The 13594-nt window shown below is 66.7% G+C and carries 12 protein-coding genes; 3 read left to right on the top strand and 9 right to left on the bottom strand.

Annotation, left to right across the window (positions count from 1 at the left end; all coding sequences use genetic code 11):
- Positions 1-10 precede the first annotated feature (10 nt).
- The 3 genes from ACW17X_RS02920 to ACW17X_RS02910 are packed head-to-tail and all read right to left on the bottom strand — an operon-like array spanning position 11 to position 5638.
- Positions 11-3367, bottom strand: coding sequence for an error-prone DNA polymerase (locus ACW17X_RS02920; protein WP_492099577.1), 3357 nt, complete (start codon positions 3365-3367; stop codon positions 11-13).
- Positions 3364-4920, bottom strand: a complete 1557-nt coding sequence (locus tag ACW17X_RS02915) for a Y-family DNA polymerase (protein ID WP_492099576.1) — start codon at positions 4918-4920, stop codon at positions 3364-3366. Before ACW17X_RS02915 ends, ACW17X_RS02920 begins: the two co-directional genes overlap by 4 nt.
- Positions 4820-5638, bottom strand: a complete 819-nt coding sequence (locus tag ACW17X_RS02910; protein ID WP_492099575.1) for an ImuA family protein — start codon at positions 5636-5638, stop codon at positions 4820-4822. The genes ACW17X_RS02915 and ACW17X_RS02910 overlap by 101 nt, the downstream gene beginning before the upstream one ends.
- A 252-nt stretch (positions 5639-5890) precedes the next feature.
- On the opposite strand from ACW17X_RS02910, the gene ACW17X_RS02905 reads away from it, so the two are divergent.
- The 3 genes from ACW17X_RS02905 to ACW17X_RS02895 all read left to right on the top strand — a co-directional run bounded on the left by ACW17X_RS02905 (position 5891) and on the right by ACW17X_RS02895 (position 9454).
- On the top strand, positions 5891-7537 hold the full coding sequence (locus tag ACW17X_RS02905; RefSeq protein WP_492099574.1) for a DEAD/DEAH box helicase: 1647 nt from the start codon (positions 5891-5893) through the stop codon (positions 7535-7537).
- Between the two features lie 79 nt (positions 7538-7616).
- On the top strand, positions 7617-8666 hold the full coding sequence (locus ACW17X_RS02900; RefSeq protein WP_492099573.1) for a GGDEF domain-containing protein: 1050 nt from the start codon (positions 7617-7619) through the stop codon (positions 8664-8666).
- Between the two features lie 38 nt (positions 8667-8704).
- A complete protein-coding gene (locus tag ACW17X_RS02895) occupies positions 8705-9454 on the top strand; it encodes a lysophospholipid acyltransferase family protein (RefSeq protein ID WP_492099572.1) in 750 nt (249 codons plus the stop codon).
- Here ACW17X_RS02895 and ACW17X_RS02890 read toward each other — a convergent pair.
- Genes ACW17X_RS02890 through sufC form a run of 6 tightly spaced genes read right to left on the bottom strand, consistent with a single transcriptional unit; the run spans position 9447 to position 13590 of the window.
- Entirely contained in the window at positions 9447-9806 is a 360-nt protein-coding gene (locus ACW17X_RS02890; RefSeq protein WP_492099571.1) for a TfoX/Sxy family protein, read from the bottom strand. The genes ACW17X_RS02895 and ACW17X_RS02890 overlap by 8 nt on opposite strands.
- 1 nt (position 9807) lies before the next feature.
- Positions 9808-10197 carry a HesB/IscA family protein gene (locus ACW17X_RS02885; RefSeq protein ID WP_492099570.1) on the bottom strand — a complete coding sequence of 130 codons (390 nt, stop codon included), beginning with the start codon at positions 10195-10197 and terminating at the stop codon, positions 9808-9810.
- A gap of 13 nt (positions 10198-10210) precedes the next feature.
- Complete coding sequence (locus ACW17X_RS02880) at positions 10211-10600, bottom strand: SUF system Fe-S cluster assembly protein (RefSeq protein WP_183195062.1); 390 nt, start codon at positions 10598-10600, stop codon at positions 10211-10213.
- 4 nt (positions 10601-10604) lie between these two features.
- Complete coding sequence (locus ACW17X_RS02875) at positions 10605-11843, bottom strand: aminotransferase class V-fold PLP-dependent enzyme (protein ID WP_492099569.1); 1239 nt, start codon at positions 11841-11843, stop codon at positions 10605-10607.
- Positions 11822-12844 carry a Fe-S cluster assembly protein SufD gene (sufD, locus tag ACW17X_RS02870; protein ID WP_492099568.1) on the bottom strand — a complete coding sequence of 341 codons (1023 nt, stop codon included), beginning with the start codon at positions 12842-12844 and terminating at the stop codon, positions 11822-11824. Before sufD ends, ACW17X_RS02875 begins: the two co-directional genes overlap by 22 nt.
- The gene (sufC, locus tag ACW17X_RS02865; protein WP_492099567.1) at positions 12841-13590 is read right to left on the bottom strand and encodes a Fe-S cluster assembly ATPase SufC; all 750 of its coding nucleotides are present in this window, start codon (positions 13588-13590) and stop codon (positions 12841-12843) included. Before sufC ends, sufD begins: the two co-directional genes overlap by 4 nt.
- Positions 13591-13594 lie beyond the last annotated feature (4 nt).

The following is a 13594-nucleotide window of genomic DNA, read 5'->3' as shown; positions in this document are numbered from 1 at the left end:
TCAGTGACCGTCAGTGAAAGTCACGCGACCCCGGCAGAATGCGGACGTCGCGTGGATGCCGGCCGGTCGGGCTGCGCGGCCCTTGCGGATATTTCACCGCATCCGCCCGCGACAGCTCAACCTGCAGATCATAGTCCTCGGACAGCCGCCCCAACTCGGCCGACCGGTCGATCACCCGCCGCGCCATAACGTGCAGCACGCCCTCGACGCTCTTCTCGACCGTGCCCTCCACCTCCATCAGCCGGGCGGCCATGACCTCGCGCCGAAAGGTCTCGAACAGCCGCGCCCACAACAGGATGTTCACCACCCCGGTCTCATCCTCCAAGGTCACGAAGATCGCGTTGCCCGTGCCCGGCCTCTGCCGCACCAGCACTACCCCCGCCGTCTTCACCAGCGCTCCGTGCCTCTTGGCCTCGACCGCCTCAGCGCTCAGCACCCGTTCGGCGTCGAACACCGGCCGCAGGATCTGCATCGGATGCCCCTTCAGCGACAGCCGCGTCGTCTGATAATCGGTGGCGATATGCTCCTTCAGCGGCATCAGCGGCAGGTTCGCCGCCGCCTCGACGCCCAGCTCTCTGGCGCGCGCCGCCTGGAACAGCGGCAACGGCTCGTCGTCCGGCAACCGCCGCACCGCCCACAGCCCTTCGCGCCGATCCAGCCCCAGAGAGCGGAAGGCATCCGCATCCGCCAGTTTGCGCATCGCGGCCGCCTCCAGTCCCGTCCGCCGCGCCATCTCCTCGACGTCGGTAAAAGGCGCGTCGCGTGCTTCCGCCAGCTTCGTCGCCCAACCTTCCTTGAACCCGTCGATCTGACGTAAGCCCAGCCGCAGAGCCAATCCCCTATCGCCCGGCTCCAGCCTATTGTCCCAAAGGCTGTGGTTCACATCGATCGCCCGCACCTCGACCTTCTGCGGGCTCTCCTGCGCATCCCGCACCAACTGGGCCGGGGCGTAGAAACCCATCGGCTGACTGTTCAGCAGCGCACAGGCGAACACCGCCGGGTGATGGCATTTGATCCAGGACGAGATGTAGACCAGCCTGGCGAACGAGATGGCGTGGCTCTCGGGGAAACCATAAGAGCCGAAGCCCTTGATCTGTTCGTAGCAACGCTCGGCGAAGGCCGCATCATACCCTCGCGCCTTCATGCCCTCGACCATGAGCTGGCCATAGTGGCTCAGGTTCCCGTCGCCCCTGAAGGTCCCCATGGCCTTGCGCATGCCGTTCGCCTGCTTGTCGTCAAACCGCGCGGCGACCATGGCGATCTTCATCGCCTGTTCCTGAAAAAGCGGCACGCCCAGCGTCGCCTTCAACACGTCCTTCAACTCATCGGGATGTCCGAACTCTGCACCGGGAGAAGGATAGTCGACGGCTTCCAGACCCTGCCGCCGCCGCAGATAGGGATGAACCATATTGCCTTGAATCGGCCCGGGGCGAACGATCGCCACCTGAATGGCCAGATCATAGAACCGCTTCGGCTTCAGCCTCGGCAGCATGTTGATCTGCGCCCGGCTCTCCACCTGGAAGACCCCGATGGAACGCCCCTGTTGCAGCATCTTGTAGGTCGGCTCGTCGGCGTCAGGGACCGTGTCCAGCCTGAGATTCAACCCCCCATGCTCAACCAGCAGGTCGAACGCCTTTCGGATACAGGTCAGCATCCCCAGAGCCAGCACATCGACCTTCATCAGCCGCAGCGCATCGATGTCGTCCTTGTCCCATTCGATGAAGGTCCGGTCCGGCATGGCCGCATTGCCAATGGGGACCAGTTCGTCCAGTCGATCCTGGGTCAGGACGAAACCTCCGACGTGCTGCGACAGATGTCGGGGAAACTCCAGCAGCCGCCGGGTCATGGCGACGGCGCGGATCACGGTCGGATTGCCGACCTCGAGCCCGGCCTGCTCCAGATGCCGATCCGGAATATCCGATCCGAAACTGCCCCACTGGCTTCCCGCCAGACGCGCCGTCACATCCTCGGTCAGCCCCATGACCTTGCCGACTTCGCGGATGGCGCTGCGCGGACGATAGCGGATCACGGTGGCGGCAATGCCGGCCCGGTGGCGACCATATCGTTCGTAGATGTGCTGGATGACCTCCTCGCGCCGCTCGTGCTCGAAATCGACGTCGATGTCCGGCGGCTCCTTTCGATCCGACGAGAGGAACCGCTCGAACAGCAGGTCGTGCACGCTCGGATCGACCGAGGTGATGCCTAGAACATAGCAGACGGCCGAGTTCGCCGCCGAACCTCGCCCCTGACACAGGATGCGCTGGTCATTTGCAAATCTGACGATGTCGTGGATCGTCAGAAAATAGTGGGCCAGATTCTCCTTGGCGATGAAAGCCAGCTCCTTTTTCAGGAGGTCCTGCACCTTGTCCGGCACGCCTTGCGGATATTTCCGCTCCTCATAGATCGACACCAGTTCGGCCAGCCGATCCTGCGCCGTCATGCCGGGCGGCACCGGCTCTTCAGGATAATTGTAGCTCAGGTCCCCCAGATCGAACGCCACCCGCGCCAGCACGTCCTGCGTCTCTGTCACCGCCTCCGGCGCGTCGGCGAACAGGCGGCTCATTTCGGCGGGCGGTTTCAGGTGGCGTTCGGCGTTCTGATCCAGTCGGCGGCCGGCGCTCTCCAGCGTCACCCCCTCGCGGATACAGGTGACGACGTCCTGCAGGTCGCGCTGGTCGGCGTCGTGATAGAGGACGTCATTGACCGCCAGCAACGGCGCGCCCGTCGCCCCGGCCAAGACCTTCATGCGCGCCAGTCGGCGGCGGTCGTCGCCCCTCCGGCCCATGGCGACGCCCAGCCAGACGGCGCCCGGCGCGGCGTCGTTCACCTGGCGCAGCAGAACCTCCAACCCCTCCAGTCGGCGGGGCGGCATGACGATCAGCAACAGACCTTCGGACGCGCGCAGCAAGTCGCGCAGCCCGATCTCGCACTGCCCCTTCTTCGCCCGGCTGTTGCCCAGGGTCAGCAGGCGGCACAGACGCCCCCACCCCTGCCGGTCCTCGGGATAGGCCAGGATGTCCGGCGTCCCATCGTTGAACCGCAGCCTCGCCCCCAGGACCAGCTTGAAGGCCTTGGCCCGCGCCTTGATCTGCTCCGGATCGAGATCGACGGGAAACGAGTCTTCCACCAGCACCGTCTCGCCGGGACTGCCGCCCTGGCGAACCCGATCCGGCGGCGACCAGCCTTCCTCCCGCAGCGTCTTCAACGCACTCCACGCCCGCACCACCCCGGCCAGGGTGTTGCGGTCGGCCAGCCCCATTCCGGTATGGCCGCGCAGGATGGCGCTCAGCACCAGATGCTTCGGATGCGACGCTCCCTCCAGGAAGGAGAAGTTGCTGCGCGTCGCCAGCTCTGCATAGGCGGTCACGCGAAGACCCCGTGCACGAACCAGCGCGGCGCCGGCTCCTCGCCATAGAAGCCGGAGCGGAAGAGCCAGAAGCGCCGCCCCTCCTGGTCCTCGACGCGGTAATAATCGCGCGTCGGCTCCAGCGGCCCCCGCAGCCTGCGCCACCATTCAGGGGCGATGCGTTCGGGGCCTTCGACCCGGACCAGGCGGTGATCGACCCTCCGCCAGATGAAGCGGTTCGGCGGATGGTCGGGCACCTCCGCCGTGGCCAGGACCGGCTGCGGCGGATCGAACATCTGCAACGGCCGCAGCGGCGGGTCGGCGGGGTCTGGTTCGATCCAGGCGGCGACCTCGCCCAACGGAAGGGTCGCAGGCGTCAGGCGCACGGCGCGTTCGGGCCAGTGCGACTCTATCGGCTCAAACCGGCTGACCGCCTCCGGCCCCAGCCGCGCTGTCAGACGATCGATCAGTCGTCCCAGATCCTCCGCGCCCGGCGGGGCAGCGTCGAAGCCGCGCTGGCGCGAGGCCAGACGGTCGGCGACCGGCACGGACAGGCGCAACTGGTCAAACCCGAACCCCGGGTCCAGCGGCCGCGCCAGACTGGCCAACCGCTCGCGAAACAGACGCAGCACGGCCGCTGCGTCGCGCGTGGGCCGGCCCGTGCGCACAGTGATATGGCGCACCTCCCCGTCCAGGCGGAAGAACGCGACCTGGAAAACCCGCCCACCCTGACCGCGCAGATCCAGACGGTCCATGACCTCAACCAACAGGTCGCCAATCACCGCCTCAACATCAGTCGTCTCGGTGATCGGTTCGACCAGGATGCGATCAACAGAAATCAGCGGGACCGGCCGTTCGGGCCGGATGCGGGCGTCCTCGCGCCCCAGCACCCGGTTCAGCCGCGTCGCCGCCGCCGCGCCGAACCGGGCGGCGATGGGGGCGGTGGGGCGGTCGGCCAGATGCGCCAGGGTCTTCAGCCCCGCGCGCGACAGGGCCTGTGTCTCCTTGTCCGACAGCTCCAGGGCCGCGACCGGCAGGCGGCGCAGCGCCTGGCTTTGCCCCTCGCCCTGATGGATCCCGCCGCGCCCGAACCGGGCCAGGGCGCGCGCCGCCTCGGGCGTGCCGGCCATGGCCAGACGCACCGCCAGTCCGACACCCTGCGCCCGCGCCGCGACCGCCTGAACTAGCCCCCCCTCGCCTCCGAACAGATGCGCGCAACCCGTCACATCCAGCGCCAGCCCGTCCGCACCATCGGTCGCCGCCATCGGGGTGAAGCGGCCGAAATCCAGCAGCACGCGCTTCAGCAGCCCTGCGTCCGCCTCGGGCCGATGCGCGACCACCCGGATGTCCGGCGCCCGCGCCCGCGCATCGGCCAAGGTCATGCCCGGCGATAGCCCCAGGGCGAGGGCCGACCCGTCTGCGGCGGCCAAACGCAGAGCCCCCTTCACCTTCTCCACCAGCACGGTCGCGGGTTCAGCCGTAGCGTCGGAACGCCCCTCCTCCCGCCGCAGCCGATCCGTCGGCAGCAGGGGAAACCAGACCGCCAGGTAGCGCCGGTCGGTGCGACTGTTCATATCCGGCATTCTGCCCGCCCTGTTCGAAGACTCCGCGCTCACGATCCCACTCCATGATCCAGCTCCTCGGCTGAGCACCCAGCCGATGCCGCAACAGTTCGACCGCATAGGTCGGGTGACCGGGAGCCTCCGCCTCCAACGCCCGAGACAAGGCCCCACTGACCCGCCACCGGGTCTCGGCCGCGCTGGGCTGGGGCTGGGCTGACAGCCGCGTCAGCACGGCCGTCGCTCGCCCCTGCCCCGCCGCCATCGACAGGCGGCGGGTGGCCGTCAGACCCAGAACCTTGCTCTCGCCCCACGCCGTCAGCAGCACCGCCCCCACAGCCCCGCAGGCCAGGGCCTCCTCGCCCGCCGCCAGCAGGTCCTTCATCTCCTTGACCCGCACCAGAACCAGCCGTCCGGGATCCAGCCCCAGTTCGTGCAAGCCCGGCCCATAGATCTGCCCGGTTTCCAGCCCCGCCATGGTCTGGACGCCCCAGACCACGGGCCGCTCGCCGGCCGCCCGGCGCACCAGCCCCAGGGCGAACCCCATAGCGGCCGTCGCATCAGGGGTCGTCGCGGCGTAAACCTCGTGAAGCGCATGTGTCGCCAGCCCGCCAAGGTGCCGGTCCGCCGCCTCCAGCCCTAGATCGAAGCGCACGTCATCGACCGGATGGCCGTCGCCCTCCAGAGCTTTCAGATGTTCGCGCAGGGCTTCGATCTTAGGGCTCGAACCCACAATAGTTCTCCTTTTGTTCCAACATATGCCTCTTGCACACCGCAGCGAGTCAAGCGGAGTCCCAGCTTGACCATGGGAATTTATTCCGCGCCCGCCGGTCGAACGAAATATCGAGAATACTTGACTTTCACGCAGGGACTTCTATATCGCCACCAGCCTCGGGACAGGTCTGCGATCCGCGCCGCCCGCTCGCCCAAAGAGGGGCGGTTCCGTTGCTGCTATGCACGCAGACGCTTTCCACCCCAAGGATTCATGACCGAATTTTCCCAACTGGGCCTTTCGCCCACGACTCTTCAGGCCGTCGCCGACACCGGCTACACGACCGCCACCCCCATCCAGGAACAGGCGATCCCCGTCGCCCTCGCCGGCCGCGACGTCCTGGGCATCGCCCAGACCGGCACCGGCAAGACCGCCGCCTTCACCCTGCCCCTCGTCGAACGCCTGGCCTCGGGCCGGGCCCGCGCCCGCATGCCGCGCGCCATCGTCCTGGCCCCGACCCGCGAACTGGCCGACCAGGTCGCCGAAAGCTTCGCCAAATACGCCAAGGGCACCAAACTGACCTGGGTGCTGCTGATCGGCGGCGTCTCCATGGGCGACCAGGTGGCGGCGCTGAACAAGGGCGTGGACGTCCTGATCGCCACCCCGGGCCGCCTGCTGGACCTGTTCGAACGCGGCAAGATGCTGCTGACCGGCGTCGAGATCATGGTCGTCGACGAGGCCGACCGCATGCTCGACATGGGCTTCATTCCCGACATCGAGCGCATCTTCAAACTGACGCCGCCGCGTCGCCAGACCCTGTTCTTCTCGGCCACCATGCCGCCCGAGATCACCCGCCTGACGACCGCCTTCCTCAAGGATCCGACCCGGATCGAGGCCTCGCGTCCGGCGATGACCGCCGACACCATCACCCAGTATATCGTCCGCATCCCGACCTCGGATCCCAAGGCCAAGCGCGTCGCCCTGCGCGCCCTGGTCGGTCGTGAGGACGTGCGCAACGGCATCGTCTTCTGCAACCGAAAGTCTGAAGTCGATATCGTCGCCAAGTCGCTGAAGACCCATGGCTTCGACGCCGCGCCGATCCACGGCGACCTGGACCAGTCGCACCGGATGAAGACCCTGGCGGACTTCCGTTCGGGCGCGCTGAAGATCCTGGTGGCCTCCGATGTCGCCGCGCGCGGTCTGGACATCCCGGACGTCAGCCACGTCTTCAACTACGACGTCTCGCACCATGCCGACGACTATGTCCACCGCATCGGTCGCACCGGTCGCGCGGGCAAGCTGGGCCAGGCCTTCATGATCGTGACCCCCGGCGACGACAAGTCGCTGGATAAGGTGCTGAAGCTGATCAAGATGGACCCGAAGGAGCTGGTTCTCGACGACATCGATTTCGACGCGATCAAGGACGGTGGACGGGACGACAAGCGCTCGCCCCGTTCGAGCGAGTCTCGCTCGGGCGGTCGCGGCCGTTCACGCGCCGCCGAGCCGGCCCAGGCTTCCGCCGCCGTTCCGGCTGCAGTCGAAGCCGAGGCCTCAGCCGTCGAGGCCACGACCCGGTCACGCAGCCGCCGCAAGACCAAGCCCGAGGTTTCCGCTGAAACCGTGATGGAAACCGAGATCGCGCACATTGCTGACAAGTCGGCCGCCGAAAAGCCCGCCGGTCGAGGCCGCAATCGCACCAAGCCCGCCCCTCGTCCGGAGCCACTCCAGGAAACGAAGATCGAGGCCGAGCCCGCGCCCATCGCAGAGGCCCGCACCGCCCGCACCGATCGCGAACCCCATCTGCGTCAGTCGGACCGTCGCGGCGAGCGTCGCCCGGAAGAGCGCGAACGCTCTGGCGTCAAAGGCTTCGGTGACGACATCCCTGCCTTCCTGCGCCGCCCGGTCGTCATTCGCGCCTGAGCCCCGACGCGTTTACTCGCTATTACGGATAGGCCTGTACTCTTTCCCGAGCTTCAGAATGGAGCTTCGGGAGAGATGAATGACGGCGCAGATCGAAATGGCGGTTCGGGGACCGGAAGCCTATTCTCTTGCGCGAGACGTCATCTCCGACATGGAGAAGGTCGGCGTCTGGCCGACGCCTCTGAATTTCGAGCTCTGGCTCCACTATATGGGCGATCCTGAGGCCCCATTGGGCCGCGAGATCAAACGCCTTCTTTCCGAAAAGATCGTCATCAACGACGAGACTGCCGAACTTCTGGCGGCGGAGTTCCTGCCGCGCAGCCGCCTGTCAGAAGACATCCGCGACGCCGGCGCCGTGCTGGACCGTGAACTGGCCAATGTGGCCGGCGCCATCGCCAAGGCCCACAAAACCCAGGCCGACTACGGCGAAACCCTGGTGGCCGCATCCCAGACCATGGAGGCGGCCGAAAACGGCGCGCCCCTGAAGACTCTGGTCGGCGGTCTGACCATCGCCACGAAACGTGTGCGGCGCGAGACCGCCATTCTCGAGAAACGTCTGGAGAGCTCCAACAAGGAGGTCGCCCGGCTGCGCGAACACCTGGAACAGGTCCGCCGGGACGCCATGACGGACGCCCTGACCAACCTGGCCAACCGCAAGGCCTTCGACGAACGGCTGGAAAGAGCCTGCGCCGGCGACGACCACGCTCCCTTGACCCTGGCCATCCTCGACATCGACCACTTCAAACGTTTCAACGACACCTGGGGACACCAGACCGGCGACCAGGTGCTGCGCTATGTCTCCACCATCCTGTCGCGCGTCTGCAGCGGCAATCGGTTCGTCGCCCGGTTCGGTGGTGAAGAATTCGCGATCATCTTCCCCGGCGAGAGCGCGGGCGCCGTCACCATGGCGCTGGAGACCATCCTGGAAGAGGTCTCCTCACGTTCGCTGCGTCGTCGCTCGACCAACGACGATCTCGGCGCCGTGACCCTGTCCGCAGGATTCGCCGAGCATATGTCCGGCGAGGCCGCCTCCAGCCTGCTGGAGCGCGCAGACGCGGCGCTCTATGCCTCCAAGCATGCCGGCCGCAATCGGGTGACCAGTGCGATCGCACTCGAGAACGCCGCCTAAACACCTGACAAGGTCAAGCTTTCTGCCATAGTCGGGCCATGCGCAGCTTCGCCTTTAATATCGCCTACTGGATCCTTTCGATCGGCTACGGCCTGACGGCGGCTTTCGCCGCCCTCGCGCCTGGACGCGGTCCGACCAGCCGGGTGATCCGCGCCTATGTCAGGCGCATGGTCCAGGCCATGGCTGTCTTCGCCGGCATCCGACTGGACGTGCGCGGCAAGGACCGCCTGCCCGACGGCGCCTTCATCATCGCCTCCAAACATCAGAGCTGGGGCGACGGCTTCGCCACCTACGATCAGTTCGACGACCTGGCCTTCGTCACCGGCGACCATCTGGAGAAGTTTCCGCTACTGGGCGGGGTGCTGAAGAAGCTGGGCGCCATCGTGGTCAACAGCTGCGGCGGCCACGAAGCCCGTCAGGCCCTGGCCACCCGCGCCGCCGAAGCCAAGGCCGAGAACCGCAAGATCCTGATCTATCCCGAAGGCCATCTGGCCGCGGTCGGCCAGAAGTATCGCTACCGTTCCGGCGTCTGGCACATGTATCGCGACTTCGATATGCCCGTCGTGCCCCTCGCCACCAACCTCGGTCTGTTCTGGCCCGAGGAGAAGTACGAGAAACATCCGGGCACGGCGACGCTGGAGTTCCTGGACCCCATTCCCGTGGGCCTGTCCAAGGACGAATTCCTGGCGCGCCTTGAAGCCGTGGTCGAGACCCGCACGGCCGAACTGATCGCCGAGGCCACGGGTCAACCGGTCACCCCGGCCGTTCTGGTGGATGCGCCTAAATAACCTTCTTCGGCTTCTTGCCTGACGCCTTGCGCACCGCGACTTCCAGCGACCGCCGCGCCCAGGCGACCGCCTCGTCGGGATCATCGAGCGCCGTCTCCGGCAAAGTCCAGTATCCCATGGACATCGTCCGCCCGTCCTTGGTCGGATATCTGAATTGCCTACACCCGGCCTCGACGAAGGCATCGCCCAGCGTCTCGTCGCCCTTCAGCCAGACCACCCCGTCGTCCAGCAAGGCGAACATCACGCCGGAGGCGTAGACTCCGGCTCCGCCGAACATCCGCTTGATCTCCAACCGACCCAGGCCCGCGAAATGCTCACGCACCCATTCGCCGAAGTCCGCGTCGTAGGCCATCTCAGACGGCGGCGGCCGGGATGATGGTGACGCTCTCGCCGCAGCCGCAGGCGTCGGTCTGGTTCGGATTGTTGAACACGAACTTGGACGCCAGCCGGGTCGTCTCGTAATCGATCTCGGTGCCGATCAGGAACAGCACGGCCTTGGGCTCGATCAGGATGGTGACGCCCTTGTCCTCGACCACCTCATCCATGGGGCCGATCGCGTCGGCATAGGCGAAGGTATACTCCTGCCCGGCGCAGCCGCCGTTCTTGACCCCGATCCGCAGACCGATGTGGTCGTTCTCGGCATTGTCCAGGATCTCGCGCACACGTTCGGCGGCGGCGTCCGTCAGGGTCACGGCCTTGGGACGCGGGCGGCGCGGACGGGATGTGGCCTGGAGTTCGGTCATTGGACTATCCCCGTCAGAACATGTTGAGCGCGAGCTTGGCCTCGTCGCTCATCTTCGAGGAATCCCAAGGCGGATCGAACACCAGATTGGCCTTGGCGCTGCGCACTCCCTCGACCTTTTCGACCGCCGTCTCGACCCAGCCAGGCATCTCGCCGGCGACGGGGCAACCGGGGGCCGTCAAAGTCATATCCACCACCACGTCGCGGTCGTCAGACACGTCGACCCGGTAGATCAGGCCCAACTCATAGATGTCGACCGGAATTTCCGGATCATAGACCGACTTCAGGGCCTCGATCAGCTGTTCGGTCAGCGTGTCCAGCTCGGCCTGCGACAGGGCGCTCTTCTGGGGTTCATCCCAGGCGTCCTTGAAGGCGTCGCTGTCTTGAATGGTGTCGTCTGTCATCAGCTTACACGAAGAAGTTCCGCGCCTTGATCAGCGCGTCCACGAAGGCGTCGGCATCCTCCACGGTGTTATATAGGGCGAAGGAGGCGCGGGTGCTCGACGTCACCCCCATTCTTTTCGACAATGGCTCGGCGCAGTGCAGTCCGGCCCGCACGGCCACACCGTAACGGTCCATGATCTGGGCGACGTCATGGGCGTGCGCGCCCTCGACAGCGAAGGTCAGGATCGCGCCCTTCCCTTCCGCCTGCCCGAGAATCCGCAGCCAGTTCTGACCCTGAAGACGGTCCACAGCGTGCTGGTACAGCGCGTGCTCATGCGCCTGAACGGCCGCGCGATCGTGTTGCGCCAGCCACTCCAGCGCCACGCCCAGGCCGATGGCCTCCAGGATTGGCGGCGTCCCCGCCTCGAACCGATGGGGCGGCTTGGCATAGGTCACGCGGTCCTGTTCGACCGTCTCGATCATCTCGCCCCCGCCCTGATACGGCGGCAGAGCCTCCAGCGCCTCGGCCTTGCCGTACAGGGCGCCGATGCCGGTCGGAGCGAACAGCTTGTGGCCGGTCAGGACATAGAAGTCGCAACCGATGGCCTGGACGTCCGGCGTCGCGTGGACCGCCCCCTGGCACCCGTCGATCAGCACCTGGGCGCCGGCCGCATGCGCCAGGCGAGTGATCTCCGCCACTGGATTGATGGTGCCCAGCACGTTCGACATATGGGTGACCGCGACCATCCGCGTCTTCGGTCCCAACAGTTCGACATAGGCCGTCATGTCCAGCGTGCCGTCGTCCAGCATCGGAATCCACTTGAGCACCGCCCCGCGTCGTTCGCGCAGCAGGTGCCAGGGCACGATGTTGGAATGGTGCTCCATCTCCGAGACGATGATCTCGTCGCCCGGCTCGATGCTAAGCCCCAGCCCGTTGGCCACCAGATTGATCGCCTCGGTGCCGCCCTTGGTCCAGACGACCTGTTCGGGGCTCTCGGCGTTCAGGAAGCGGGCGACGATCTCGCGCGCCTTTTCGAACGACTCGGTCGCCTCGTTCGACAGGGTGTGCAGGCCGCGGTGGACGTTGGCGTAGCCGCCCTCCATCGTCGCCACCAGGGCGTCGATCACCGCGCGCGGCTTCTGGGCCGAGGCCGCATTGTCCAGATAGACCAGCGGCTTGCCGTTCACCTGTCGCGACAGGATCGGGAACTGCGCCCGGACGGCGTAGGGATCGAAGGTGTTCACAACCGAGCCGTCAGCCATTCCCGCGCCACCTCTCTCGCGCCCTCATGCTCGATCCGGTCGATGACCTCGATCAGGAAGGCCTGGGTCAGCAGGGCGCGGGCTTCCTCGGCCGGAATGCCGCGCTGCTCCATGTAGAACAGGGCGCTTTCGTCCAGCGTCCCCACCGTATTGCCATGCGCGCACTGCACGTCGTCGGCGTAGATGATCAGTTCCGGCTTGGCGTCGATCTCGGCCCGTTCGCTGGCGATCAGGGCGTGGTGGCCCATCCGCGCATCAGTGCCGTCAGCGCCGCGCTCGACGACGATCTTGCCTTGGAAGACGCCGCGCGCCGTATCGCGCGCCACGCCCTTGATCAGCTGCGACGTCGCGCCGTCATGCTCCATGTGCCGCACCACGCTGGTCAGGTCGGTGTGGCGCGATCCGTTCAGCAGATACAGACCGTCCGCCTGAACCTGCGCACCCTGGGCGAAATGAGAAATACGGGTCTCGATCCGCTGCAGCTTAGCCCCGGTGGCGATGATGGTCTGGCGATAGACGCCGCCAGCCTCGACCTTCACATGGGCCTCGGACACGGAAATGGCGTCTTCCGGCTCCTCGACCAAAACGACGCGCGTCACCTCGGCCCCGGCCGCCACGTCCAGCTCCAGCGTATTGTGGGCGACATACGCCGAGCCCGCGCCCTCGTGCGTCTCCAGCAGCAGCAGCTTGGCGCCCGCCCGCACGGCCACCCGCGCCCTAGCCGTATGGCCGGTCCCGACGGCGTCCGAGATATAGCGCAGCCGCAGGGTCTGCTCGCCCGAGGCGATGAAGTCGGTCACGCCCACCGGTCGGCCATTGGCGAAGACGATGGCCTCTCCGCCCAAGGCATAGAAGGGACCCGGCGCGCCCACTGCGGTCGTACCCGACGGCGCCGGCGCCTCGCGCAGATGACGCTTCAGGTCGCTGTACCTCCACGCCTCATCCCGCCGCGACGGGAAGGTGGCCGCGTCGGTCAGGTCGATGGCGAAGGTCGCGCTCATGCGGGTTCCGGAAGATATTTGTCATATCCTTCCGCCTCCAGCTGATGCGCTAACTCCGGCCCGCCCGAGGCCACGATCCGGCCGCCGGCCAGCACATGGACCCGGTCCGGTTTGATGTAGTCCAGCAGGCGCTGATAGTGGGTGATGACCAGCATGGCCCGGTCCGGGCGACGCAGGGCGTTCACCCCTTCGGACACGATCCGCAGGGCGTCGATGTCCAGGCCCGAATCCGTCTCGTCCAGGATCAGCAGCGACGGCTCCAGCAAGGCCATCTGCAGGATCTCCATCCGCTTCTTCTCGCCGCCGGAGAAGCCGACGTTCAGCGGCCGCTTCAGCATGTCGAAGTCCATCTTCAGCGCCTTGGACGCCTCGCGCACCAGCTTCAGGAAGGCCGGCGCCGCCACCTCCTCCTCGCCCCGCGCGCGCTTCTGCGCATTCAGCGCCGTCCGCACGAAGGTCAGGGCCGGCACGCCGGGGATCTCGATCGGATACTGGAACGACAGGAAGACGCCCTTGGCCGCCCGTTCGGCCGGGTCCAGCGCCAGCAGATCCTCGCCGGCCCATTCGACCGCGCCTTCGGTCGCCTCATAGCCCGGCCGTCCCGACAGGGCGTAACCCAGCGTCGACTTCCCGGCCCCGTTCGGCCCCATGATGGCGTGCACCTCGCCCGCCGGCACTTCGAGCGTCAGGCCTTTGAGGATCGGCTTTTCGCCGACGGAGACGTGGAGGTTGGAAATGGAAAGCATGTTC

The organism is Brevundimonas sp. FV1ye4L (assembly GCF_058681255.1).
This window is presented reverse-complemented; position numbering and strand designations above follow the sequence as displayed.